Source organism: Vibrio sp. Sgm 5, from assembly GCF_026241575.1.
Lineage (GTDB): Bacteria > Pseudomonadota > Gammaproteobacteria > Enterobacterales > Vibrionaceae > Vibrio > Vibrio jasicida.
On sequence record NZ_JAPHPY010000025.1, the window covers coordinates 39586 to 64846 of the forward strand.

The 25261-nt window shown below is 45.0% G+C and carries 19 protein-coding genes; 13 read left to right on the forward strand and 6 right to left on the reverse strand.

Annotated elements, in window-relative coordinates:
- Positions 1-2 precede the first annotated feature (2 nt).
- The 8 genes from OQJ86_RS14895 (at position 3) to tdh (ending at position 10874) form a co-directional block, all read left to right on the forward strand.
- Entirely contained in the window at positions 3-698 is a 696-nt protein-coding gene (locus tag OQJ86_RS14895; RefSeq protein WP_265988250.1) for a spondin domain-containing protein, read from the forward strand.
- 146 nt (positions 699-844) lie between these two features.
- Positions 845-1576, forward strand: a complete 732-nt coding sequence (locus tag OQJ86_RS14900) for a response regulator transcription factor (RefSeq protein WP_045423064.1) — start codon at positions 845-847, stop codon at positions 1574-1576.
- A 43-nt stretch (positions 1577-1619) separates the two neighbouring features.
- Positions 1620-3014 carry a sensor histidine kinase gene (locus tag OQJ86_RS14905; protein ID WP_265988251.1) on the forward strand — a complete coding sequence of 465 codons (1395 nt, stop codon included), beginning with the start codon at positions 1620-1622 and terminating at the stop codon, positions 3012-3014.
- A 491-nt stretch (positions 3015-3505) separates the two neighbouring features.
- Complete coding sequence (locus OQJ86_RS14910) at positions 3506-4912, forward strand: aminotransferase class V-fold PLP-dependent enzyme (RefSeq protein ID WP_039975774.1); 1407 nt, start codon at positions 3506-3508, stop codon at positions 4910-4912.
- Positions 4913-4975: 63 nt separating this feature from the next.
- Positions 4976-5908, forward strand: a complete 933-nt coding sequence (locus OQJ86_RS14915) for a transporter substrate-binding domain-containing protein (protein WP_038868423.1) — start codon at positions 4976-4978, stop codon at positions 5906-5908.
- Positions 5905-8232: a putative bifunctional diguanylate cyclase/phosphodiesterase gene (locus OQJ86_RS14920; RefSeq protein WP_265988252.1), complete on the forward strand. Its 2328-nt coding sequence runs from the start codon at positions 5905-5907 to the stop codon at positions 8230-8232. Before OQJ86_RS14915 ends, OQJ86_RS14920 begins: the two co-directional genes overlap by 4 nt.
- 212 nt (positions 8233-8444) lie before the next feature.
- On the forward strand, positions 8445-9638 hold the full coding sequence (locus tag OQJ86_RS14925) for a glycine C-acetyltransferase (protein ID WP_038868427.1): 1194 nt from the start codon (positions 8445-8447) through the stop codon (positions 9636-9638).
- A 204-nt stretch (positions 9639-9842) separates the two neighbouring features.
- The gene (tdh, locus tag OQJ86_RS14930; protein WP_265988253.1) at positions 9843-10874 is read left to right on the forward strand and encodes an L-threonine 3-dehydrogenase; all 1032 of its coding nucleotides are present in this window, start codon (positions 9843-9845) and stop codon (positions 10872-10874) included.
- A 130-nt stretch (positions 10875-11004) separates the two neighbouring features.
- Here the strand turns inward: tdh and OQJ86_RS14935 are convergent, their stop codons facing one another.
- Positions 11005-11985: a cytotoxin gene (locus OQJ86_RS14935; RefSeq protein ID WP_265988254.1), complete on the reverse strand. Its 981-nt coding sequence runs from the start codon at positions 11983-11985 to the stop codon at positions 11005-11007.
- Between the two features lie 574 nt (positions 11986-12559).
- Between OQJ86_RS14935 and OQJ86_RS14940 the strand changes: the two genes are divergently transcribed.
- Entirely contained in the window at positions 12560-13279 is a 720-nt protein-coding gene (locus OQJ86_RS14940) for a carbonic anhydrase (protein ID WP_038868445.1), read from the forward strand.
- A 70-nt stretch (positions 13280-13349) separates the two neighbouring features.
- Here the strand turns inward: OQJ86_RS14940 and OQJ86_RS14945 are convergent, their stop codons facing one another.
- Positions 13350-14447: a mechanosensitive ion channel family protein gene (locus OQJ86_RS14945; RefSeq protein WP_042601212.1), complete on the reverse strand. Its 1098-nt coding sequence runs from the start codon at positions 14445-14447 to the stop codon at positions 13350-13352.
- Positions 14448-14798: 351 nt separating this feature from the next.
- On the opposite strand from OQJ86_RS14945, the gene OQJ86_RS14950 reads away from it, so the two are divergent.
- Together OQJ86_RS14950 and OQJ86_RS14955 are read left to right on the forward strand one after the other, a co-directional pair.
- Positions 14799-15146 (forward strand): helix-turn-helix domain-containing protein, encoded by a 348-nt coding sequence (locus OQJ86_RS14950; protein ID WP_005439037.1) that lies wholly within the window; start codon positions 14799-14801, stop codon positions 15144-15146.
- A 91-nt stretch (positions 15147-15237) separates the two neighbouring features.
- On the forward strand, positions 15238-16293 hold the full coding sequence (locus tag OQJ86_RS14955; RefSeq protein ID WP_265988255.1) for a glycosyltransferase family 9 protein: 1056 nt from the start codon (positions 15238-15240) through the stop codon (positions 16291-16293).
- A 74-nt stretch (positions 16294-16367) separates the two neighbouring features.
- Here the strand turns inward: OQJ86_RS14955 and lldD are convergent, their stop codons facing one another.
- The gene (gene lldD, locus OQJ86_RS14960) at positions 16368-17507 is read right to left on the reverse strand and encodes an FMN-dependent L-lactate dehydrogenase LldD (protein WP_005439035.1); all 1140 of its coding nucleotides are present in this window, start codon (positions 17505-17507) and stop codon (positions 16368-16370) included.
- A gap of 289 nt (positions 17508-17796) precedes the next feature.
- The gene (locus OQJ86_RS14965) at positions 17797-19488 is read right to left on the reverse strand and encodes an L-lactate permease (RefSeq protein ID WP_265988256.1); all 1692 of its coding nucleotides are present in this window, start codon (positions 19486-19488) and stop codon (positions 17797-17799) included.
- Between the two features lie 156 nt (positions 19489-19644).
- On the opposite strand from OQJ86_RS14965, the gene OQJ86_RS14970 reads away from it, so the two are divergent.
- Positions 19645-20544 (forward strand): LysR family transcriptional regulator, encoded by a 900-nt coding sequence (locus OQJ86_RS14970; protein ID WP_042601209.1) that lies wholly within the window; start codon positions 19645-19647, stop codon positions 20542-20544.
- Positions 20545-20681: 137 nt separating this feature from the next.
- Positions 20682-22721 carry a prolyl oligopeptidase family serine peptidase gene (locus OQJ86_RS14975; RefSeq protein WP_265988257.1) on the forward strand — a complete coding sequence of 680 codons (2040 nt, stop codon included), beginning with the start codon at positions 20682-20684 and terminating at the stop codon, positions 22719-22721.
- Positions 22722-22941: 220 nt separating this feature from the next.
- Here the strand turns inward: OQJ86_RS14975 and OQJ86_RS14980 are convergent, their stop codons facing one another.
- Both OQJ86_RS14980 and OQJ86_RS14985 read right to left on the reverse strand, forming a co-directional pair.
- Entirely contained in the window at positions 22942-24573 is a 1632-nt protein-coding gene (locus tag OQJ86_RS14980; RefSeq protein ID WP_042601207.1) for an ABC transporter ATP-binding protein, read from the reverse strand.
- A gap of 80 nt (positions 24574-24653) precedes the next feature.
- A complete protein-coding gene (locus OQJ86_RS14985; RefSeq protein WP_038876359.1) occupies positions 24654-25151 on the reverse strand; it encodes a hypothetical protein in 498 nt (165 codons plus the stop codon).
- Positions 25152-25261: the final 110 nt, after the last annotated feature.

Sequence of the window (25261 nt, forward strand, 5' to 3'; positions counted from 1 at the left end):
GTATGAAATACAGAATCTTACTAGTAGCAGCTTCAGTCGGCTTGCTCGCCGGTTGTCCAAGCGATGATGATAATGACGTAGTGAAATCGTACCGCTACACCGTTAACGTGGCGAACTTGACTGCGAATCAACCTATGTCTCCGCTCGCGGTACTCACTCACAATGGTGACTACCAACTGTTTGAAATTGGACAAGCGGCATCTGTTGAACTTGAGCATCTTGCCGAAGGCGGTAGTAACGCCGAGCTGATTGAATTGATGAATAGTAATGACAGTGTCTATCAAGGTATTTCGGGTAATGGATTGGTGTTGCCAGGTGCATCGGACGAAGTCACCATCACGGTTGACCCTAGTCGTTACGGTTACTTGTCTGTGGCGTCTATGTTTGTGAATACCAATGATGCCTTTGTTGGCGAAACGGGGTTATCGCTCAAATCGCTCGCAGTAGGTGAAAGCTATGAGATGAGCATGAACGTTTGGGATTCCGGTACGGAGCCAAACGATGAACTTGCTGCAACCATTCCGGGTCCAGCAGGTGGCGGTGAGGGTTTCAATGCCGCTCGTAATGACAGCAGTGACGTTGTTGCCTTCCATGCGGGTGTTATTAGCCAAGATGATGGATTAGCAAACTCAGCACTCTCTGCGAACCATCGTTTCTTGAACCCAGGTGCGAAAGTCACCATCACTCGAGTCGAGTAACACAGGCTCCGATGACGTCTCCTTTCCAAAGCGCTTGTAGCCGAGCGCTTTATCCCTCATGGCGTCATCGGAACCTTTTTTGAAAGAATTTCTAATTTGTTCCGGTCATGTGCAAAGTGAGGATACTCGAAGGCAAGGAAAGGACCATGGAACAACAGGCAATCAATTTAGTCGCGAACATCTTGTTGGTGGAAGATGACGATGATTTGGCAGAACTGGTTCAGATGCATCTCAAGTTTCAAGGACACCAAGTGTCGCGAGCCACAAATGTCGCCGATGCGAAAGCGCAATATCAGCAACAACCCTTTGATTTATTGATCCTTGACCGAGGTTTACCAGATGGTGATGGTCTCGATATCTGCCATTATTTGCGTCAGCAACAAGATTGGAGCCCAGTACTCATGCTGACAGCCAGAGACGGTGAAATGGACAAGGTTGACGGCTTAGAAGCGGGTGTTGATGACTACATCACTAAGCCATTTAGCGTATTAGAATTCCAAGCACGAGTGCGAAACGTGCTACGCAGAGTCAGCCAAACCGCAGAAGCCAAAGTAGCAGATGAAGTCCTAGACGATGCGATGGATTTTGGTCCGCTGAGAATTATTCCGGAGTTGCACCAAGTATCCCTAAACGACAAAGACGTCACTCTTACCGCGACGGAGTTTACTTTGCTGCAGTTTCTCGCGACTCGTCCGGGTAGAGTCTACAGTAAAGATGAATTGCTCGATCACGTATGGAACACCAGTCATTCTGGTTATCACCACACTGTGTGTAGCACCGTAAATCGCCTACGCAGTAAGTTGTCTTTGTCTGACTCTGAGCATCACTTTATTCAAACGGTCTGGGGCGTGGGGTACAAGTTTCAGCCACGACAATAACTTTTCTCTTTCAGTCATTAGTGCTGTTTAAGGAGGCGATAGGATGAGCTTCAAATCTCGCTTAGTGGTATTTACTAGCTTGTGGTTCTGCCTCGCAGCGGTGGTGATTGCACTGACTTACAATTGGCAAAAAGAAACCATTGAGTTGCGCACTAAGCAAAGCCTGCATAAAGAGCTAGCTAGCCACATGCGTGACGACAATCCGCTGATGATCGGGACGGATTACAACCCTAAAGCGCTCAAGTCGATCTTTCATACGCTCATGCTGATCGGCCCTGATTTTGAAATCTACTTCCTCGATAGCCAAGGCAACATCACCACTCATGCAGCACCAGAAGGGGCGGAGATCATGGGAGCGGTGGATCTCAATCCCATTAAGCAATTCTTAAATGACCAACCCTTTCCTATTTTGGGTGAAGACCCACGCAATCGTGGTGAGCACAAAGTCTTTTCTGTCGCGGCGATAGAGGAATTAGGCTCTACGGTCGGTTATCTCTACGTGGTGATTGGCAGTACCCGACATGACGCCATTGCCAATGCTCAAGTCGATACCCCTTACATCGCGCTGGCAGGATTAGTGTTGGTGTCGATTTTGGGTTTTGCATTGGGTGCGTATGTGCTGGTAAAACGCAGCTTGCTGAATCCCATTGAGCGCGTAACCAATCAACTTGAACAACAAGCCGAGCATGACTTCCGACTACAACCTGATTTTACTCGCCAAGTGCCAGAGCTAGTACCGATTGCGCACTCTTATCAGATGATGGCGAAGCACATTCAGCAACAGTTTTTACAGTTGGAGTATCAATCGTCTCATCGTCGTCAAAGCTTGTTGCAACTGAGTCATGATCTGAAAACGCCGTTATCGAGCGTGCTTGGTTATTTGGAAACGTGGCGCTTGCAACATCCGGAATCCGATCCTTTGATTGCCGTCGCTTTCCGAAATTGTGAGAAGCTCTCTACCCAATTGCATTCGTTACTTGATGCGGCAAGAAAAGAAGCGCCAATGCCGAATTATGAATATTGCCCTGTCGAGCTTAGCGCTTTAATGGCCGAATGTGCTGAGACAATGCAAAGCCAGTTTTCACGAAAAACGGTAGAACTCAAAGTTGAAGTGGAAGATAAGATTAAAACTGTCGGCGATAAAGGGTTGCTAGAGCGTTTAGTGCTTAACTTATTGGAGAATGCACTCCGTCACAGCCCAATTGGTTCAGCAGTGCATTGCCAAGCACATTTGAGTGAAGATAAGACTCGAATTCATTTTACCTTCATTAACCATATCGAAAAGAATGCTGAAGGTGGCTCTTTGGGCATCGGCACGAAGATTGTGCAGTCTATTTTGATGCTGCACCATAGTTACCTCGAAACCAGTGTTACCCCTTCTCAGTACCAACAGCGATTTACCTTGCGAGCCGTATCACTTCCGTCTTCGGGGGCTTAGCTTAAAAGCGCATTACTTTCATCGACCTTCTTTATCCTGCTATCTTTTGGCGTGCATAGTGGCCTTATTTATTTCTCGGACAATGATTCAATTGATTTGTTATTTGGATGGCACTTTAATAATTGTAATGAATGAACCTGAATTTGTTACAGATTTAACGTATTCAATTTAAATATTAACCTTGGCGCCCAAATTGTGATGAAAATATTACAACGTTTATTTTTGCGCGATTCAAAGATTATAAAATGCGCCATCTTTTATGTTTGTGATAAGTGTTTCAATGAATATTTCATTATGCTTATAGTTGTTTATTGTAAAGGGGTTAAATTGTTGCTTATATCATCATATGAAATGAAAAAGTGGAACTAAAGTCACTTAATGGCAGCTGAAAGATCTAAACTATCGGGTGATGAGGTAATAATGGTTTAGTAACAGATAGTTACGGATTCATAATTAATAATATGGCTAAACTTCCGACAAGGATCGAAAAGATGAGCGACAAGGAATCTATTCAGACTAATCGCAGCCGCCGCAATTTCTTAAAAGGTGCAACTGGTGCAGTTGTGGCTGGCGTCAGTGCTTCCGCATTTTCCGGTACAGTTCAAGCAAAAGAACCGAAAATTGATTGGAGCAACAACGGACTAGGTAGAAAAAACGACAAACGCTTCTGGCGTAAAGTACAAAAGCAGTTCGTATTGGATAAACGAACGACTTACATGAATATCGGCACGACAGGTTCGATGCCAAAACATGTTTTAGAAGGGTACGAAGACAACAATAAAATCGTTGCTAAGTACCCGTGGGACATGAAAGACAAGTTTGGTGCTTGGCCTCATGTTTCTGAAATGGTGACGCAAGTTGCGCCGGGCTTTGGTGCTAACCCAGATGAAATCATTCTAAGCCGCAACACCACCGATGGCTTATGTTCTATCATCAATGGCCTGCATTTTGAGCCAGGTGATGTCATTCTAACGACTCATCATGAACACGTTGCTGCTACGTCACCAATGAACGTGGCAAAACATCGCTTTGGTGTGGACGTGGTAGAAATTCAGCTTCCGGTTTTCACTGGTACAGAAAACGTCACGGAAGAAGATTACATTCAAGCCTTCCGCGATGCGATTGAAACCCACCACAATGTGCGCCTTATTGTGTTCTCTCATATTACCTACAAAACCGGTACGACTCTCCCTGCTAAAGCTATCTGTTCTTTAGCAAAGCAACACCGCATCCCAACGTTAGTTGACGGCGCGCACACTGTTGGTATGTTCGACCTAGATTTTCACGATATGGATTGTGATTTCTATGCAGGATCTGGCCATAAGTGGCAGTGTGGTCCAGGAGCGACAGGTATCTTGTATGTACGTGATAACGGTAACCGTTTAAATGAGTACTGGAGCGATCGTGAAAATCCATTGTGGTTGATCAACTCATCGCTTTCTCATGCTGATTACCTAGGCAAACAGCTACAAATGCAATACATTGGTAACGATAACTATCCGTCAAAACAAGCACTTGCTGATAGTTGTAAAATGTGGGACGAAATTGGTCGTGACCGAATTGAAGCACGCATTTTAGAATTGAGTGACCAATGTAAAACGCTGCTTAGTGAAGCGTTACCTTATGCGAAGATGTACTCACCAAACGTGGAAGGACTAACCAGCGGTCTGACGACCTTTAACCCGTTTGATGATGTGACGGATGAGGAACGACTAACATTGTTCCGTGATCGTCTTCGCGAGGACTATGGTTACATCATTCGTACGACAAGCTTCAAGTTGTACAAAGACGATTCGTTTGAAACGCATGCACTGCGTATCTCTACTCACTTGTTCCACGATGAGAGAGATGTAGAAGGGTTAATCGAAGCGATTGCCGACCTGTACTACTCGTTCTAACGCTGTTGTTAAGTATCAAAGCGCCCTTAATTGGGCGCTTTGTGAAAGAGAAGGATATTCATCATGTCAGTGAAAACAATTAAGCAAACCATGACCACTCTCGCGATAGGGATGGTCACGCTGCTACCGATTCAGACCTTTGCTGGCGATCTGCAAGACATTAAGGACAGTGGCGTGTTACGCCATATTGGTGTGCCTTATGCCAACTTTGTTTCCTACATCGATCAAGGTGAAATGCAAACATTGACGGGGTTGGATGTCGATATCATCAAGGGATTTGCTAAATCGCTTGGCGTACGTTACCAATACGTCCCAGCCCAATGGAACAATGTGGTTGGTAAACTGACTGGGCAGCAAGTTGAATACAAAGATGCGCAATTGATGGTTGGTGAAAAGATGGCGATTGAAGGCGATTTGATCGCTAACGGCGTCACGATTCTTGATTGGCGAGCACAAATTGTTGATTTCTCGGAGGACTATTTCCCATCCGCAGTCTGGCTAGTAGCACGCACCGACTCTTCATTAACTCCGATTAAGCCAACAGGTTCTATTGATGACGATATTTCAATGGTGAAGTCACTCATTAAAGGCCGTGAAGTCTTAGCGATGGAGCATTCTTGTCTCGACCCGAACTTATATAACCTCTATGACACCGGCGCAAAAGTGATTTTGCCGGATGGTCAGCGCCGATTGAACGAAATGGTGCCTGCCATAATGAAAAACGATGCGGAAAGTACGTTGCTTGATGTTGCAGATACATTGATTGCACTTGAAAAGTGGCCGGGGGAAATCAAAGTCATTGGCCCAGTATCAGAAAACCAAAAAATGGCGGTTGCCTTCCGTAAGGACTCTCCTGAATTAAAAACCGCGTTTAACCAATACTTAAATTCAATTAAGCAAGATGGGACGTACCAAGCCTTGGTCGAGAAATACTACCCGTCTATTTACTATTTTTATAATGACTACTTCTTAGAAGATAGTAAGAAAGATATATGAGAAAGTCTGTAAAAAAAATATCAAGTCAGAAGATCATCACAGTCAGTGCGATATTGGTGTCGCTCTATTTGGCGATGATTATTACGGTCACCAGTTTAGGTCAACATAAACTAAAAGAATCACAGCATCGAGAACTCGATCTAAAGGTGAAAAGTTATGCAGGTACCCTTGATAATTTATTTACGATTGCCAGTGAAGATATAGACCATTTATCGACCGATAAAACGGTACAAACCTTCTTTGCCAACCTCGCTTCAGGCATGTCGATGGAGTATGGTTTAGGCGCAAGTTTGATCAATCTAAAACGTAAACTGCAAGAGAAATCTGAAACCAAAATCGTCAATAATCAATTGATCTACAACCAGTTAACTTTGATAGGTCTTGATGGCTCGACCATTATCACAACAGGTCAAAAGTCCGATCATCGTGTTGATACTTCGCGTTTATTGAATGATCACGACCACAGTGAAGAAGTCAGAGCGGTGCGTGAAGATGGCAAAGTACTTATCCAGGTGATAAAGCAAGTCATGTTCTCAGGCAAACCTGTCGGCTATTTGATTGCGGATATCAACGAGAAGGTAGTCATTTCCCAACTGACTAATCAGGAGCATGAAGACAGTTACAGTCGCATGGTGCTGAAGATCAATAATGTGGAAATGGAAGTATGGGATTCTATCAGCCGTAAGTTGGAACAGGAAAACATCACTGAGCCTGAAGCACTGGCTCAAGAGCTAAAAGAGAAGATCTATTTCGAAGTGCCAATCGAGCACCATCACTTTAAATTGATGGCTTGGTTTGAGTCACTTAGCGAACGCGATATCTACACGTCTCGAATATTTATTTCCGGGTTAAGTATCCTCGCAATTTTGATTGTGTTTGGCTTGTTGTATGCGTTCAACCTTAATAACACACGTGTTGAGCTGAAGATCAAACTGGAAGAAGAGAAGAAGCGCAAAGACTTCTTATCTCAGCAAAACCAACGTTTAACCAGTGAGATAGAGCGTCGTAAATCGTCAGAAATGGAGTTGGCTTACCAAGCCAAGCACGATGCATTAACCGGTTTACCAAATCGAGTTTATGGTTCTGAACGCCTTGGTTTAGAGCTGTCACGCGCTGAACGCACAGGCTCTAGTGTACTGGTGATGTTCATCGACCTTGACCATTTCAAACAAATCAATGATTCGATGGGACACTTTGTTGGTGATGAGATCCTCAAACTGAGTGCTGAGCGGCTTCATCAGGCGGTGCGGAAAACCGATTTGTTGGCACGAATTGGCGGCGATGAGTTCCTATTGGTGATTCCAGACTTAGACAATGCCGACAGTGCTAAGCGCTTTGCCGCAACTGTATTGTCTGTATTTAACGAGCCGTTTGTTTGGCAAAATCATGAATTCTTCTTGTCCGCTAGCGTAGGTATGTCTGTTTATCCAGAAGATGGCGATAATTCAGAGCAGCTACTCGCTTGTGCTGATATGGCGATGTACCGTGTGAAGCAAGACGGCCGTAATGCATTCTGCTTCTATGACCACAACATGAACCAAGATTTACAGCGTTTCTTAGACTTGGAAAGTCGCTTACGTCATGCTATTTCTCAGGATTTGTTAGAGCTTTATTATCAACCCATCATTGATCTCGACAGCGGGGCGATTGTTGGAGCAGAAGCCCTGATGCGTTGGAATGACGAGAAGTTTGGTTTTGTGAATCCAGAAGAGTTTATCTCGATTGCTGAGAAGAATGGCTTGATTCATCAACTGGGTGAGTTTGCCATTCGTCAAGCGTGCCAACAAGCGGCAAAATGGCAGGACGTTACACCTCTGTTTGTGTCGGTAAACTTCTCAAGCGTGCAGTTTAGATACTGTGATCGACTTTTCGAACAGATCAAGCAGCACATAGAAGAGTCGGGGTTGTCTCCAGAATTGTTCGATGTAGAGGTGACAGAGAGCTTGTTGTTTAACCACAGCAGTGACCTGATGGAGATGCTAGATAACTTACGAACTCTGGGCGCGAAGCTCACCATTGATGATTTTGGTACCGGTTATTCCGCATTAAGTTACTTGCAGAAGTTCCCGTTTGATCGCCTCAAGATCGATCGCAGTTTCTTGCAGAACATGTTTGAGAACGAATCCGACCGTGAGCTTGTTAACGTGATTATTGCGATGGCGAAAGCGCTCAACCTTAAGATCGTTGCAGAAGGCATCGAAGAACAACGCCATGTGGATTACCTGAAAAACCTAAACTGTGAGTTCGGACAAGGTTTCCACTATAGCCGACCATTACCCGCTAAGGACTTTGAAGCACTTTTAGCTAAGCCGACTTGGCTATAATCCCTTTCATTACAACCTCATAGAAAAGCATTAACTGGATTCGTGCCTCGGATTCATTAATGCTTTTCCACCTTGAGGGATAATCGTTTTTCCTTCCTTGAATTACACTACACTTAATTGATAAGTAATTGCCTGTGATGCCCGTCACACAAAGGCTCAACCTAATTCTAATCGAGTAAAAACTCGACACTATAAACAGGAAGGAATTGCGAATGTCTTCTGCATTTTACCAACAGATTGAACAGCAAATTGAAGAAGTAAAGGCGGAAGGCCTTTACAAAGCAGAGCGTATAATCACGTCTCAACAGCAAGCGGCGGTTAAAATCTCTAGCGGTGAAGAAGTGCTTAACTTCTGTGCGAACAACTACCTTGGCCTAGCTAACCACCCAGCGCTTATCGAGGCAGGTAAAGCAGGCATGGATGACCACGGCTTTGGTATGGCTTCAGTACGTTTCATCTGCGGTACTCAAGACATCCACAAAGAGCTTGAGCAGAAGCTTTCTAAGTTCCTAGGCAAAGAAGACACGATTCTTTACACGTCATGTTTCGACGCAAACGCGGGCCTATTTGAAACTATCCTAGGTAAAGAAGACGCAATCATTTCTGATGCTCTAAACCACGCGTCAATCATCGATGGTGTTCGTCTATGTAAAGCGATGCGTTTCCGCTACTCGAACAACAACATGGAAGAGCTAGAGCAACAACTGATCGCTGCGAAAGAAGCAGGCGCTCGCCACATTCTTATCGTAACGGACGGCGTGTTCTCAATGGACGGTGTAGTAGCAAACCTACCGGCTATCTGTGACCTAGCAGAGAAGTACGGCGCATTGACGATGGTTGATGACTCTCACGCTGTTGGCTTCATGGGGAAAACAGGTGCAGGTACGCACGAGCACCACAACGTGGTTGACCGTATCGACATCATCACTGGTACGCTAGGTAAAGCAATGGGCGGCGCTTCAGGCGGTTACACGTCTGGTAAAGCGGAAGTGATTGACTGGCTACGTCAGCGTTCTCGTCCATACCTATTCTCTAACTCTGTTGCACCAGCAATCGTAAGCGCTTCTATCCGTGTTCTAGACTTACTAGAAGAGAGCGGTGACCTACGTGACCGTCTATGGGAAAACGCAGCACACTTCCGTACTCGTATGGAAGACGCAGGCTTCACAATGGGTGGTGCTGACCACGCAATCATTCCAATCATGCTTGGTGACGCAAAAGTAGCAGCAGAATTCGCAGAGCGCGCTCTAGAGAAAGGCATCTACGTAATCGGTTTCTCATTCCCTGTTGTACCAAAAGGTCAAGCGCGTATCCGTACTCAAATGTCTGCAGCGCACTCTCGTGAGCAACTAGACCGTGCAATCGACGCGTTCATCCAAGTTGGTAAGGACATGGGCATCATCTAAGTTTCGTTTCCTCTTCCTAGCCTCCTCCTAAAACTGAGGGGAGGGGTTAGATTAGAAGAAGAAAAGCGCTTACGTTTAAAGATAAAAAGGCTTTCCCAACTCTTCTGAGTCGGCTCATGGGCAAAGCCTTTATTTCTTCTTTAAACGCATTAGATGAAAGAATTTTTTGTCACGCATAGAGCGGGGCAATGTTTGGTGAATACTATGAAAATTAAAGCACTATCAAAGCTAAAGCCTGAAGAAGGCATCTGGATGACTGAGGTTGATAAACCTGAAGTTGGCCATAACGACATTCTGATCAAAATTAAGAAAACCGCTATCTGTGGTACAGATGTACACATCTACAACTGGGACGAATGGTCACAAAAGACAATTCCAGTACCTATGGTTGTTGGCCACGAATACGTGGGTGAAGTGGTTGCGATTGGTCAGGAAGTTCGTGGCTTTGAAATCGGTGACCGCGTATCTGGCGAAGGTCACATCACGTGTGGTCACTGTCGTAACTGTCGTGGCGGCCGTACTCACCTATGTCGTAACACGATTGGTGTGGGCGTTAACCGCGAAGGTGCCTTCGCAGAATACCTAGTGATCCCAGCGTTCAATGCGTTCAAGATCCCTGAAGGCATCTCTGACGATCTAGCGTCTATCTTTGACCCGTTTGGTAACGCAGTACACACCGCGCTTTCTTTCGACCTAGTAGGCGAAGACGTGCTTATCACAGGTGCTGGCCCAATCGGCATCATGGCAGCTGCAGTCGCGAAACACGTTGGTGCTCGCCACGTAGTGATCACAGACGTGAACGAATACCGCCTAGAACTTGCTCGTAAGATGGGCGTAACGCGCGCAGTAAACGTTGCAGAAGATAAGCTAGAAGACGTAATGGCTGAGCTAGGCATGACAGAAGGCTTCGACGTAGGTCTAGAAATGTCTGGTAACCCAGTTGCATTCAACTCAATGCTAACCACAATGAACCACGGTGGTCGTATTGCACTACTAGGTATTCCACCATCAGACATGGGTATCGACTGGAACCAAGTTATCTTCAAAGGCTTGGTGATCAAAGGTATCTACGGCCGTGAAATGTTCGAAACTTGGTACAAGATGGCCTCACTGATCCAATCTGGTCTGGATCTATCGCCAATCATCACGCACCACTACAAGATTGATGACTTCCAAGAAGGCTTTGATGTCATGCGTAGCGGTATGTCAGGCAAGGTTATTCTTGATTGGGAATAAGGTCGCGATAAAGCAACCTAAAACCTCTTGATATAAGATTAATAAAAACGCCCCAAGTTAACCTTGGGGCGTTTTTGTTTTATCGAGTTGGTTTGAAACTCGCTACTGCTTATTTTCTATTAATTCAGCCTTAGCGGTTTATCGCGATGGTTCCCGTTTCAACCACACGAGATTCCTTCGAAACCATGACTTTTACAGTGTGCTTTTCTGAGGAGAATAATGTTTTAGCCGAAGTCGTTGGCCGCCCAAGTGCAGGTGCATGCTCTTGCTTTTGATAATGGATTTCCCAATGACGAGCTTGAATGTTGTAGCGCATAAACGCAAAGCCATTCACACTCTTGATGGTGGTGTTCCCTTTTTGGTAGAAACCGTAGTCGCGAAAACTCATATAATTGATTAAACCGTAGCGATGGTCCTTCAAGTCATTGTATTGCTTATCTTCTTTGCTGCCTTCCACGTGATAAACCCTAATTAGATCATCACTCCAATCATCAACAACAAAAGAGCAGCCGCTGAAGTTTGGTGTGAAAACATACAAATGACCGCGATGAGGGTCAGGGTGTTTAGGTATATCGAGATACTTGCCTTGCGCGACCCAGTAGGCCATCTGTGATGTTTTTTTGTCGGGCTGTTGCCCTGCGAAGGTATCAATGACTTCGATAGTGCCTACTGTTCCATGTGCGTGTTTATATTGCATGCCACTGAAAACAAGCTCACCACTTTCTTCTACTTCTTTCTTTGTCGCTGGGCTGAGAGATGTCATCTGGTGAGCAACGATCTCTGCGCTGACGCATTGGTTATTAAAGCTAGAGCCTAGCAAGTCTGACGGCAGCACAGGTGTTCCGGTCGCATTGATCATTTCCTTTCTTGATGTCGGCATCGGTGACAGAATTGCATCGAGAAACTCACGTTCTTCGCCTACGTGAATATGGTTGTTCTGCTCTTCTACTTTACGGTCCGCGACTACTTTATCTCGATTATCATTCCAGCGCTTATAGTCGCTTGATGAATAAGTTAATTCAGCTCTGCGTTCTTGCTGCTGTCGCGCAGCTCTTTCTATTGTTGTTTCTTGCGTTTCTTCAGTATTAACAGGTGCTGATTGATATCGCATGGTAGGCATTCCAATAAGAAATAAATAAGAGAATACCAATGATTGTCGATATATCAGTAGGTGACTGTATAAAAGGTGATATTTACTAATAAAAAGCTCAAAATGAAATTGTATTTTAAGTTTTACTATGTGATCAGGTTTGTTTTTGATAGGTTAAAACACTAATAATAATATTTTATGTGTCTCTTTTGATTTATTTTAATTATTAATATCTCAATGGGGGTATTAAGATAATAAAAGAAATAGCACATGAATATAATCTTGTTATTTATATATCTAGTGGTGTTTTAATGGTTTAATCGCTGTTGTAATTTTATATTCTTACGTATTCTAAACGTAGGTTAGGGTGATCTTCTGCTGTGACATTTTTGTACGTAGCCGTACCTTTACGCTCTCTAATCGTCGACTTATCAATTACATAAAATGTAGAGATCATTTCCAAAATTAGCAGGTAAACATAGATTGCACCGTGCTAGCTAATCCAATTCTGTCATTCCTTTGCTAATACTGCATGCGATGAACGTAGGTATATAAAAACGGTTCATTAATCAATAATCAAAAAAAGGAAATGAAAATGAGAAAGTCACTGACAGCACTTGGTTTAGCATTGGTATTTGCAGGCTCAGCAAACGCGGCAAACTGGGGGTATGAGGGTGAGCACGGCCCTGCAAATTGGGGGGAGTTCGCTTCTGAATGTGCGAAAGGTCAAAATCAAAGTCCGATTAATATTGAATCAGCGACTGAAGCCAAGCTAGAAAAACTGGATTTTGATTACGAAGGTAAGGCGATTTCACTGCTGAATAACGGCCACACTTTACAGACCAGTTTAGAAGGCAAAAACACGCTCACTATTGATGGTAAAGAGTTTACGTTAAAACAATTCCACTTCCATACGCCATCTGAAAACCATGTAGATGGTAAAGAATACCCACTAGAAGCACACTTTGTGCATGCCGATAAAGCAGGCCATCTGGCTGTTGTGGCGGTGTTCTTTAAACTGGGTGACGCGAACCCAGATCTCGCTAAGCTGCTCGCTAACATCCCAACTAAAGATCAGGATGTAGCCATCCAAGTCCCATTTGATGCTGATGCCCTAATCCCAAGTGATAAAGACTACTACCGCTTCAATGGTTCTCTAACCACGCCACCGTGTTCTGAAGGTGTGCGTTGGTTGGTGATCAAAGAGACACAAACCATCTCCCCAGAACAGGTGAAAGAGTTTGCGAAAGCAATGGGGCAAAACAACCGTCCAATTCAACCGTTGAATGCACGTACGATCCTCGCGCAACAATAACGGTTGATAAGACCAACTAGAAAAAGCCCGCTTTTAAAAGAGCGGGCTTTGTGATTTTTAGACTTTGACTTTATAAGTGGTGGTCTTCTTGTGCTTTGGCCATTTGAATTGGGTCGAGCTTGAGTGTTTGTGTTGGGAACGCAATATCTGCTTCGTGCTCTTTAATGATCGTCATGACTTGCAGGAGAACATCTTGCTTCACTTCATGGTAGCGAACCCAGTTCACCGTTTTGGTGAAGGTATAGATGAAAAAGTTGAGTGAAGATGGACCAAACGCATCAAAGTTTACGATCAACGTTTGGCGCGTATCGATGTCTTTGTGGTTTTTGAGCATATCGCGAACCGCATCAATGATTGCGGGTACTTTAGCGGCATCGTCGTAACGTAAGCCAATCGTCTCGAAGATTCGACGGTTTAGCATGCGTGATGGGTTTTCTACCACAATGTTACTGAATACAGAGTTTGGTACGTATAGTGGGCGCTTATCAAAAGTGCGAATGCTGGTCATACGCCAGCCGATACGTTCTACCGTTCCTTCTATTTGACGGTCGGGAGAGCGGATCCAATCCCCAACCTTAAATGGACGGTCGAAGTAAATCATCAAACCACCAAAGAAGTTTGATAGAAGATCTTTGGCTGCCAAACCGACAATCAAACCACCGACACCACCGAAAGTCAGTAAACCCGATAGGCTAAGACCGAACGCCTGCATAACGGTCAATACACCGATGATGATAAAGAACAGGCGAGCGACTTTAGCCACGGCTTGTACGGTTGTCTCGTCACGCGTTTTCTGTTCAAGAACGTAGTCTTCTACATTGGTGATAAGACGCATCACAATCCAAACGAGAATACTAATAACCAGAATAAGTTTCAGCGTACTTAACCAGTTGAATTCATTTCCTAACTCACTTTGTAGCACAATGCCAAGCGAGACGGTTGCTGGCCAGCACCATATTAACGTACTGATTGGCGTCTTAAGTGCTTCCAGTAATAAATCGTCCCAATGAAATGGGGTTTTCTCAAACAGGATTGCTAGGCGAGAATATAAAACGCGCCAAGCGATCCAAGCGAAAAAACTGGCAACAGTGATGAATAATACACTGCTGCTCCAGTCTTGGTGGTTGGCCATGACGTAATTTTGAAGTTCGGTAAACCACTGCGGCATAGTTGAATTTTCTTTTTATATAACAATGAGTGAAAGGTAGCAGAGTTTACATGTTCGCCCTAGAACAAATGATGCATGTTGCATGATGTGTTTTCGTCGATAAGAAAGAGGGAGAAGTCCGTTCGCTGTTTAGAGTTGCATTAATGACTTATATATAATTACAAGGGTATGAATCCTAATGCTAAATGTGATTAATGTGTTATTCCCTTTATTCGGGTGTGATGAAACTCGAACTTTGAAAGATAAGCGCTATCATTCGAACCATCAATTGTAGGTTCTTTGACTCATCGCTAACATTTATCAAGCTCAAATATGAGACTTTAGTGTCACTTTGACATACGGAGATAAACCATGGAATTCACAGAGCTAGATAGAAATGCGCTCTACGACATTTGGATGTCGCAAAAAGCAAAAATGCACCTCACCCAAATGGAGATGGCAAAGCGCCTAGGTTTAAGCTTGCATGAGTTCTCTGCATTGTTACGTGGGAATGCTCCGCTAACACTTGGCTTCGTGAAGCAACTTTGCGAACAATTGCACGTTCGTCCTGGTCAAGTGATTCCATCTATGAGCAAACGCGATATTTCTTCTTCGGGCTCCGTGTACCTACAAAACCGTATCACCGTAGATGGTGAAATCCGTAATGTCTTCATTGAAGGCAACCAAGTTGTGATCGAATACGAACACACGGTGAACTAACCGATCCATCCGTGTATTTTTTGTCGTAGACAATTTATTCACATCTCTACTGATAAAACTAGCAGCCATGATGTCCCTTTGAATGAAAGGAATGGCTGTGAAGACTTTTCTCCGTAATTTCGATAAACAACGTCGTCGTTTGACGCACCAACTTGAGCCTAAACTTGCAGGTTGGTTGAATGACGACTCTCTCACTGTTCACGACCCAATGCCCCACGATCAGGTGAAACGTATTTTGATCGTGAGAAACAATAGTCGTATCGGAAATATGTACTTCCTGCTTCCCTTTGTTCATCAGGTTCTGCGTTTATATCCAGATGCGAAAGTTGATCTATTGTTGAATTCGCCTTGGCAAGGGGAAGTCTTCAAGAATCTTGGCATCAATCAGATTAATTACTCCAACTTGTCATTCAAATCGCCAGATAAAGTACTTGCGACTATCCGTTTGTTAAAGCGAGAGAGATATGACTTGTTGTTCGCTCCAACGGCGGGCGCGTGTGACACTTTTCTTTCCGCTTTGATTCCGGCGAAGAACAAGATCGCTTTTAAGAAAGTTAAAACAGAGCAAGTATTTACTCACTCCTCGGTCGCCGATTCGCCTTTTCGTCACGGTGCCTACAAGCCACTTTCTATCCTTGAAGCGATGGGACATGAACTTGATAACACCTTAGACCATCATATTGTGTTTGATTCAAAAGAGCTTTCCTCTGGTATTCAGCAAGCACGTAAATTACGCGAAGAAGGCAAGCCAACATTTGCTTTCTTCCGTGGTGCGCGAGGCAAGAAAAAACTCAGTGATCATGCTTGGTTAACCATTCTGGCCGAATTTGAACGCAAGCAAGGTCAAAGTGTGAATTGGGTGGAGGTATTAAGCCCAGATATCCAGCAGCCACTATTAAAAGACTCCCGCACTTTGGCATGCAAGGACCTGCGTCAATTGGGTGCAACGTTGCGTTATCTTGATGGCTTTCTTTGCTGTGATACGGGGCCGCTGCATTTAGCGGATGCCGCAGGTGCGACTTGCTTTGGTTTTTATACAGAGACGTGCCCACAGCGATTCGGATTGATGGGAGAGAAATGCCATGCGATTCGATTGTTTCTTTCGGAGGAACAAGCCGAGTTTGAGCCTGTGTTAAGAATGGCGTAACGTCGGATGAAATGAAAAAGTGACAGCACAATAGGCTGTCACTTTTTGTATGAACATGGTTTAGGGCGATTTGCCTAAGGAATCTTCACCAAAGAATCACGCGATAAGTCAGAGATGGTTTTCGCTCCTGTAAGCGTCATTGCTACGCGCATTTCCTTGTCGTAAAGGTCAAGCAAGTTCTCTACGCCAGCACCGCCTTGGGCTGCGAGTGCGTATACAAAAGAGCGACCAAGCAGCGTACAGTCTGCGCCAAGTGCCAACATACGAACGACATCCAAACCAGTACGAATACCTGAATCGACGAAAATTTTCAGGTCACCTTTTACGGCATCTGCAATGCTTGGCAGCGCTTTTGCTGTTGAAAGGACACCATCAAGTTGGCGACCGCCGTGATTCGAGACAACAATACCATCAGCACCGAAGCGAACCGCGTCTTTTGCATCTTCTTCATCCAAAATACCTTTGATGACCATCGGGCCGTCCCAAAAGTCACGAATCCACTCTAGGTCTTTCCAAGAGATAGAAGGATCGAAGTTTGCGCCCAACCAGCCAATATAGTCTTCCAACTTGGTTGGTTCGCCCCGGTAAGTTGAGATGTTACCTAAGTCGTGAGGTTTACCTAATACGCCGACATCCAACGCCCAACTTGGGTGACGCATCGCTTGGAATACGCGGCGCATCGCCGCATTAGGGCCACTCATACCAGAATGCATGTCACGGTAACGCGCTCCCGGTACTGGCATATCGACCGTGAAGACCAGCGTTGTTACACCAGCGGCTTTAGCGCGCTCAAGTACGTTCTTCATAAAGCCACGATCTTTTAGAACATACAGCTGGAACCACATTGGGCGTTCAATCGCAGGTGCCACTTCCTCAATTGGACAAACGGATACGGTCGACATGGTAAAAGGAATACCTTTCTTTTCTGCCGCTTTTGCTGCTTGAACCTCACCACGTCGCGCGTACATGCCGGTCAGACCAACAGGCGCTAGCGCGATTGGCATTGCCAACTTCTCGCCGAAGATTTCCGTTTCTAGGCTTAGATCGCTCATATCGCGCAGAACACGTTGACGCAATGCAACGTCACCCAGGTCATCAGTGTTGCGCTTTAGCGTGCGCTCATCGTATGAACCGCCATCAATGTAATGAAAAAGGAATGGAGGCAGCTTGGCTTTCGCAGCAGCGCGATAATCTGTAGAAGCAGAGATAATCATATTCGTGTGTCCTGGCTGTTATTCTAAGATTGCGTCCTGAGTCAATGAGCACCTGCTCTGTCAGTGTTTCACTGGCTGCCATCCTTTCGGCAGTCGACATCAGAATAGAGTATAGATAAGTGATTGAGCTGTGAGACATTCCATACACAGAACAATCAATTATCTGCACTGAAAAAGACTGGCACATCGGTCGGGGGATTGATGCAGCAAGCCACATCAAAAGTGTCGGGGTAGTAGTGCTGACCGCTGTGCCAGAGAAAGTGCAGGGCGGGGAAACCCTGCGTAAGTGTTACTTCATTAAGGCGTCGGTCAGTTGGAATCCGTAAATCAGAATCAAACCGATGATGCCTGTCACAACAAGATAGTAGAATGTTGGGATTATGGTTTTACGCAGTGTTGCGCCTTCACGTCCTAGTAGGCCGACCGTTGCAGAGGCAGCCACTACATTGTGGATAGCAATCATGTTACCGGCAGCAGCGCCAACCGCTTGAAGGGCAACCACAATGGCACTTGAGATAGTCAGTGTCTGTGCCACTTCGAACTGGAACTGGCTGAACATCATGTTCGACACGGTATTAGAGCCGGCGATGAATGCACCAAGGGCACCAACAGTAGCACTCAACGCCGGGAATGCTGAGCCAACGAGGTCTGCTGCAAAGTTCGCCGTCGTTACAGGCATACTTGCTAGCTCGGCGCCGTTGACTCCTGAGTTAATAAAAATACGAACCATAGGGATGGTGAACACAAGAACGAAACCTGCGCCGATTAACGTCTTGCTTGATTCGCCAAATGCTTTGCCTAATGACCTAGCGCCGCCACCTTGCAGAAGAACCGCAAGTAACGCTACGAAGACTAAGATGCCACCCGGAAGGTATAAAGGTTGAATTGCTGTGCTGATACCCGTTTCGCCAAGAATATTACCAAACGATAGGCTTACACTTTTAAGCAGACCTTTGAATTCAGGGCTTACGCGGCTTGCTACTAGGATAACTGCTAGCATCACGTAAGGTGCCCAAGCCTTGGTTAGGCTCATTGGTTTGCCTGGGTTGTCATCAAGATTGATCTTTAGAGAACCTAGCCATTCTGCTGGCCACTTATCTTCGCTTTCGAAGTCCCACTTGGTTTTTGGAACGAGGAAACCTTTCTTCGCCGCAGTCACTACAATCGCCAGACCAACTAGACCACCGATTAATGACGGGAACTCAGCACCTAGGAATACGCCTGTTAGTGCGTAAGGCACGGTAAAGGCAACGCCTGCGAACAGCGCGAAAGGTAGGATGTCTAGACCTTCGCTCCAGCTCTTATTCTTACCGAAGAAGCGCGTCAGCATCATCGCCATTAGCACTGGAATCATAGTGCCAACCGTTGCGTGAATCATTGCCACACTTGCTGTGATTTGCTGTAGGTACGCGTCCCATGTTGAGCCATGAGCAACCAGTGCTTCACCGATATTGTGCGTATCTAGGCCTTTGTTCACGCCGACAATGATTGGTGTGCCAACCGCACCGAAGGATACTGGCGTAGATTGGATCATCATGCCCATCAGTACTGCTGCAAGTGCGGGGAAGCCAATGGCTACCAATAGAGGAGCGGCGATAGCAGCAGGTGTACCGAAGCCTGATGCGCCTTCAATAAAGGAGCCAAAACACCAAGCAATAATGATGGCTTGTACACGACGATCGGCTGAAATATCGGTGAATCCGTTACGGATAGTGGTGATCGCGCCGGTGTGTTTTAAAGTGTTGAGCAAGAAGATGGCACCAAACACGATCCATAGAACAGAGACAGTAATCCCTAATCCTTGGAAGACAGACGCCAGTACGCGAGTAGCTGACATATCCCAAAACATTAGGGCGATAGCGACGGTTATTCCGAACGCAACGGGCATGGCTTTTTTCGCAGGCCAGTTGAGACCAACCAATAATATGGCGGCGACAACAATTGGCGAAAACGCCACAAGGGCAAGTAGGGTTTCACTCATTGGTACATCCTCGTACGCTGACTTCTCGAACGGCTTTATGCTGTAGAGATGATTTTTGTTGTAATGTTTTTGTTAATTTGGCGTGAATTTACCCCTTTATTTTTTATAGATATAGGGAAATAATGAAATTAATTTATTCCAAAAGTGACATAATCGATGCGTGCAGATGACCTAATCCTGTTCTCACAGGTAGTAGAAATGGGTAGCTTTAGTAAGGTGGCGGAAGAAAATAACCTTACAAATTCAGTAGTTAGTAAGAGGATTGCTCGGCTAGAAGAAGAAATTGGTGCTCAGCTGTTATATCGAACAACACGTAAATTGACCCTGACCGAAGCGGGAAAGGTTTTGTTACACAGTGCTAAAAATGTGAAGCAAGCCACTCAAGAGGCTATGGATGCAGTTTCAGGCTTTGGTGAGAATGTTAGTGGCCATATCAAAATGTCGGTACCGACTATCTCGGGTGATTTGATTTTAGCGGACGCGGTCGCTGAGTTTTGTAATATGCACCCAGGCTTAACGGTCGACATGTCATTGGATAATCGTTTTGTGGATTTGGTGGAGTGTGGATATGACTTAGTGATTCGCACGGGTTATCTCGAAGATTCTAGCCTGATTGCGCGACATATTTTGGACTCACAATGGGTGGTTTGTGCCTCGCCCTCTTACATCGCGAAGAATGGCAAACCGATTGAGCCTATCGACCTAACCGCACACAACTGTTTGCAATACGCCTATCAAACTACCGGTGCTACCGATTGGCAGTTCAAAGGTAAACAAGGGGACTACATCGTCAAAGTGTCGGGTAGCTTTTCTACGGATAACGCTACTGCACTAAGAAAAGCAGCCCTAGGTGGGCATGGTATCGCCTACGTACCACGTTGCTTGGTTTATCACGACATTCGCAGTGGTGAGCTGGTGGATATTTTCCCTGAATTAGTCGGTAAAAAGCTGGGTATCTACGCAGTTTATCCATTTACTCGTCAACCTCCGAACAAAGTAAAACTCTTGATTGAGCACATTCGAGAGCGATACCTCACTATTTCGCATTACTTTTAATTAGTTCATAAATACAAGAAATGTTTCAATCTATTGGTTGAAATTCTATACCTGAGCCCTAAGGTAGGTATTGAGAATAAATCTCAACAAAATAATAAAACAAAACACTTAACTTCAAACGGAGTAACACGGACGTTATGCATTACCCAAAAACTCGTAAAGATTCTGTCGTCGACACTTATTTTGGTCACGATATTGCAGACCCATATCGCTGGTTAGAGGATGACCTTAGCCAAGAAACCGCAGAGTGGGTTTCAGGACAAAACTCAGTGACCTTTGATTACCTAGGTCAGATTCCTTTTCGCCAACAAATTCGCGATTTAGTTGCGAGCAGTCAGAATTACGAAAAGTACTCTCAACCTTTTGTTCATGGTGAATACACTTACTTCTACAAAAACGATGGCTTGCAGAACCAGAGCGTTTTATACCGCCAAAAGGGGGATGAAGAAGCGGAAATCTTCCTAGACCCGAATACCTTTTCAGAAGAAGGAACAACATCACTTGGTGAAGTGAAGTTCTCTAAAGATGATTCTCTTGTCGCGTATTCTATCTCTGAGGGTGGCAGCGACTGGCGTAAGATCTTCGTCATTAATGTAGACACCAAAGAACAGCTTGAGCCTGAAATTGTCGACGCTAAGTTCACGACAATTTCTTGGCTTGGTAACAAGGGCTTTTACTATGCGAGCTATGACAAACCAAAGGGTAGTGAGCTTTCGGCTCGTACTGAGCAACACAAGCTTTACTACCATGCGTTAGGCACGCCGCAGACAGAAGATAAAGTTGTATTTGGGGCATCGGACTCACAAAAGCACCGCTATGTATCAGGAGTGACAACCAAAGACGATCGTTTCTTGATTATCACAGGTGCGGAATCTACGTCGGGTAACAGGCTATTTTATGTGGATCTCGCTTCAGAAGAGCAAGACGTAATCACGCTTCGAGATACAACCGATGGTGATACACATCTGATTGATAACCAAGATGACACCTTAATCTTCTATACCAACCTAGATGCGCCGAACGGCAAAGTGGTTGGCTATAACACTCAAACTCAACAATGGACAGAGATCATTGCCGAGCAGGAGCAACCACTGGATATCAGCAAAGGTGGTGGTTACTTGTTTGCGACTTACATGGTTGATGTTCTCTCCAAGGTTCAGCAGTTTACTTACCAAGGTGAGTTAGTGCGTGAGGTCACTTTACCTGATCAAGGCACCGTATATGGCTTACAGGGCAAAGCAGAAGATAAGACGCTTTACTACACCTTTACTAACTACGTGATCCCTCCAACCATTTTTTCTTTTGATGTAGAAAGCGGTGAATCTGCACTCTACCAAGAATCGAAAGCCCCGTTCGATCGTAAAGAATACGAGTCTCAACAAGTGTTCTACACCTCAAAAGACGGAACGAAAGTGCCGATGATCATCTCGTATAAGAAAGGCACTAAGCTAGATGGTACGGCGCCAACCATGCTGTATGGTTATGGTGGTTTTAACATCAGTTTGACGCCGATGTTCTCAGGAAATGTCGCGAACTGGTTAGAACTTGGTGGTATTTACGCAGTGGCAAATATGCGTGGCGGCGGCGAATATGGTAAAGCTTGGCACAATGCGGGTACTCAGCAACAAAAGCAAAACGTGTTTGATGACTTTATTGCTGCGGCGGAATACTTGATTGAGCACGACTATACGAGCTCAGAGCGCCTTGCTATTCGTGGTGGTTCGAATGGCGGCTTGTTGGTTGGTGCGTGTATGACTCAGCGTCCAGAGCTGTTTAAAGTGGCGATACCTGCGGTTGGCGTATTAGACATGCTTCGCTACCACACCTTTACCTCTGGTGAAGGTTGGAAGTATGATTTTGGTACCTCTGAGCAAAGTGAAGCGATGTTTAAATACATCCTAGACTATTCGCCTGTGCATAATGTGAAAGAGGGCGTGGCATACCCAGCAACGCTCGTAACGACCGCGGATCATGATGACCGAGTCGTTCCCGCTCACTCATACAAATTTATCTCTGAGTTGCAAGATAAGCATCAGGGAGACAATCCGGTGCTGATTCGTATTGATGTGAATGCTGGTCACGGAGCAGGTATGCCGCTGAGCAAACAAATCGACCTTACCACAGATGTTTACGCATTTGCCTTGCATAACATGGGCATTGAAACTCTCGATATTTAGTACAAATCACTGATTCGATACAATAAAAAATGCCGCGACATCCATCGCGGCATTTTTCATGGTTGGGGGAACTCAATATGATCGCTAGGGTGACTAAGCCTAACTTTGAACCAACCAGTCTCGGCGGCCAAACCGAATGGCAGCTATACCATTTTCGTAGTTATGGCGAAAAATTCGCCATACTTTAATCCTAGTTTATGAATATGAAATTGTGATGAATCTAGGCTGCATCATCTTGATTTTCATTGTTTTCAAGATCAAATGAGGCATCAATCAGTTTTCTTGTGTAATCACTTTGCGGGTTGTGGAAAATTTCTTCTGCCGTTCCTTGCTCCATGACTTCACCCTTTTGCATCACCAAAACACGGTCCGACAGCGCTTTGACTACAGAGAGATCGTGGCTAATAAACAAGAAGCCGATGTTGTGTTTCTTCTGCAGATCTTTCAGAAGATCAATGACGGTCAACTGAACAGAACGGTCGAGAGCAGAGGTTGGCTCATCAAGCAAAATGAAAGAAGGCTCAAGAATTAACGCACGTGCAATCGCGATACGTTGACGCTGACCACCAGAAAACTCATGCGGGTAGCGGTTAATAGATGCTGGATCTAAGCGCACCTCTCGCAGAACATCACGTGCTTTTTGCATTCGTTCTGCTTTGCCCATTTGAGGTTGATGCACTGTGAGACCTTCAGTGATGATATCACCGACCGTCATGCGAGGAGAAAGCGAACCGTAAGGGTCTTGGAACACCATCTGTACATCTTTCTTTAACTGAAAACGCTGTTTGGCAGTAAGTAGGGAAAGATCCTGACCTTTGAATTGAATCTTGCCACTTGATGGCAACAAACCAATCAAAGCTCGTCCTAGTGTTGATTTACCGGAACCCGATTCACCAACAATACCAAGCGTTTCGCCTTGTTTTAACTCTAATGAGATGCCTTTAACTGCCTCAAAATACTCGTTCTTGCTGGCGATGAAGTGCGGCTTAACAAGGAATTTAACTCGGATATCATCGGCTTTAAGAAGTTCAGCGGCGTTTTCTTCAATCGGGTCTTTGCTGCCTTTAGGAATCGAGTTAATCAGCATCTTGGTGTAATCATGCTGCGGTTCGGAGAAGAGTGCTTCTGTGATGCCTTCTTCGACCACTTCACCTTTACACATCACCAATACTCGGTCAGCAAAGTGTTTCACTACGCCTAAGTCGTGAGTGATGAACAAAATTGCCATGCCCATCTTGGCTTGGATCTCTTTGATCAGATAAAGCACTTCTGCCTGAACGGTAACGTCTAGCGCCGTGGTTGGCTCATCGGCAATCAGAATGTCTGGCTCGTTGATTAAAGCCATGGCAATCATGATGCGTTGCAACTGACCACCAGAGAATTCGTGCGGATACTTAGTGTAAGCTTGTTGAGGATTTGGTAAATGCACCAAGTCAAACAACTCAAGCACCTTGTCTTTCGCTTGTTTCTTACTCACTGGACGATGACACATAATGGCTTCCGCCACTTGAATACCGACGCGCATGTATGGGTTTAGAGACGTCATTGGCTCTTGGAAAATCATACCAATGCGATCGCCACGGATGCTTTGCATTTGGCGTTCGGTTTTCTCTAGGATTGATTCGCCTTCAAAGACGATAGAAGCGTCATTATGCAAAATTGCATTATCTGGCAGCAACCTCATCAACGCATTGGTTGAGACAGATTTGCCTGAGCCTGATTCACCAACGATAGACAGTGTTTCTCCTGCTTGTAAGTCGAAGCTCACATTCTTTACTGCATCGACGATACCATCGTTTGTCGTAAAGCTGACAGACAGGTTTTTCACCGAAAGAATGGTTTGTGCGGACATCACGTTTCCTTGTGTATCGAGTTGTTATGTATTGCCTTACTTGCTGTTCATACAGTGTGGCTTTAATTATGCGGTACGGTTTAGTTATATAGCTGAGATGCTCCCGCTTCTGCTGAGGTCATCGCTTGTAGATATAAGAATTGCTCATGAGCTCGTGTGACATGGTCTAATTCAATCATCCATTGCGCATTGCGCTGTGCAGAGCAAAATGCGGCCATGTGCGCTAACAAGTCTTCACTTTGTTTACTAAGCAATTGGCTTACACGGCAAATTAGATCATGGCTTTCGAGCTGTAAGAACTGAAATAGAGCATAGGATTGATTGAGTGCAGCGAACGCTTCTTGATGCAAGCCCAGTTTGTTTAGAATCTCTGATTGCGCGACGCTTGCATCACGCAAACCACTTATCAAACAAACGAACTGACACGGTTTGGTTTGTTCATTGTCTAGTGCGGATTGAATATGGTTAGGTAGATGATTGAGCACGTCTTCATATAGACGGTGAGCTTCAGGCCAATGTCCTTGCTCCATCAATTGCTCTGCTTTCAAATAGCGCATCCAGCATTGCTCAATATTCATGTTCATCTCCGCAAAATTCGATTTGAAGAGATATTAAATGAAAATTATTATCAATTGCAAGTGCGACTTGTTTTCATTTTGTTGCTGAGTGACTGCTCGTAAAATGTCCA

Bases quoted from the DNA above. Each gene is read 5' to 3' on its own strand.
- OQJ86_RS14895 (WP_265988250.1), top strand. From the start codon at position 3: ATGAAATACAGAATCTTACTAGTAGCAGCTTCAGTCGGCTTGCTCGCC.
- OQJ86_RS14900 (WP_045423064.1), top strand. From the start codon at position 845: ATGGAACAACAGGCAATCAATTTAGTCGCGAACATCTTGTTGGTGGAA.
- OQJ86_RS14905 (WP_265988251.1), top strand. From the start codon at position 1,620: ATGAGCTTCAAATCTCGCTTAGTGGTATTTACTAGCTTGTGGTTCTGC.
- OQJ86_RS14910 (WP_039975774.1), top strand. From the start codon at position 3,506: ATGAGCGACAAGGAATCTATTCAGACTAATCGCAGCCGCCGCAATTTC.
- OQJ86_RS14915 (WP_038868423.1), top strand. From the start codon at position 4,976: ATGTCAGTGAAAACAATTAAGCAAACCATGACCACTCTCGCGATAGGG.
- OQJ86_RS14920 (WP_265988252.1), top strand. From the start codon at position 5,905: ATGAGAAAGTCTGTAAAAAAAATATCAAGTCAGAAGATCATCACAGTC.
- OQJ86_RS14925 (WP_038868427.1), top strand. From the start codon at position 8,445: ATGTCTTCTGCATTTTACCAACAGATTGAACAGCAAATTGAAGAAGTA.
- tdh (WP_265988253.1), top strand. From the start codon at position 9,843: ATGAAAATTAAAGCACTATCAAAGCTAAAGCCTGAAGAAGGCATCTGG.
- OQJ86_RS14935 (WP_265988254.1), bottom strand. From the start codon at position 11,985: ATGCGATATCAATCAGCACCTGTTAATACTGAAGAAACGCAAGAAACA.
- OQJ86_RS14940 (WP_038868445.1), top strand. From the start codon at position 12,560: ATGAGAAAGTCACTGACAGCACTTGGTTTAGCATTGGTATTTGCAGGC.
- OQJ86_RS14945 (WP_042601212.1), bottom strand. From the start codon at position 14,447: ATGCCGCAGTGGTTTACCGAACTTCAAAATTACGTCATGGCCAACCAC.
- OQJ86_RS14950 (WP_005439037.1), top strand. From the start codon at position 14,799: ATGGAATTCACAGAGCTAGATAGAAATGCGCTCTACGACATTTGGATG.
- OQJ86_RS14955 (WP_265988255.1), top strand. From the start codon at position 15,238: ATGGCTGTGAAGACTTTTCTCCGTAATTTCGATAAACAACGTCGTCGT.
- lldD (WP_005439035.1), bottom strand. From the start codon at position 17,507: ATGATTATCTCTGCTTCTACAGATTATCGCGCTGCTGCGAAAGCCAAG.
- OQJ86_RS14965 (WP_265988256.1), bottom strand. From the start codon at position 19,488: ATGAGTGAAACCCTACTTGCCCTTGTGGCGTTTTCGCCAATTGTTGTC.
- OQJ86_RS14970 (WP_042601209.1), top strand. From the start codon at position 19,645: ATGCGTGCAGATGACCTAATCCTGTTCTCACAGGTAGTAGAAATGGGT.
- OQJ86_RS14975 (WP_265988257.1), top strand. From the start codon at position 20,682: ATGCATTACCCAAAAACTCGTAAAGATTCTGTCGTCGACACTTATTTT.
- OQJ86_RS14980 (WP_042601207.1), bottom strand. From the start codon at position 24,573: ATGTCCGCACAAACCATTCTTTCGGTGAAAAACCTGTCTGTCAGCTTT.
- OQJ86_RS14985 (WP_038876359.1), bottom strand. From the start codon at position 25,151: ATGAATATTGAGCAATGCTGGATGCGCTATTTGAAAGCAGAGCAATTG.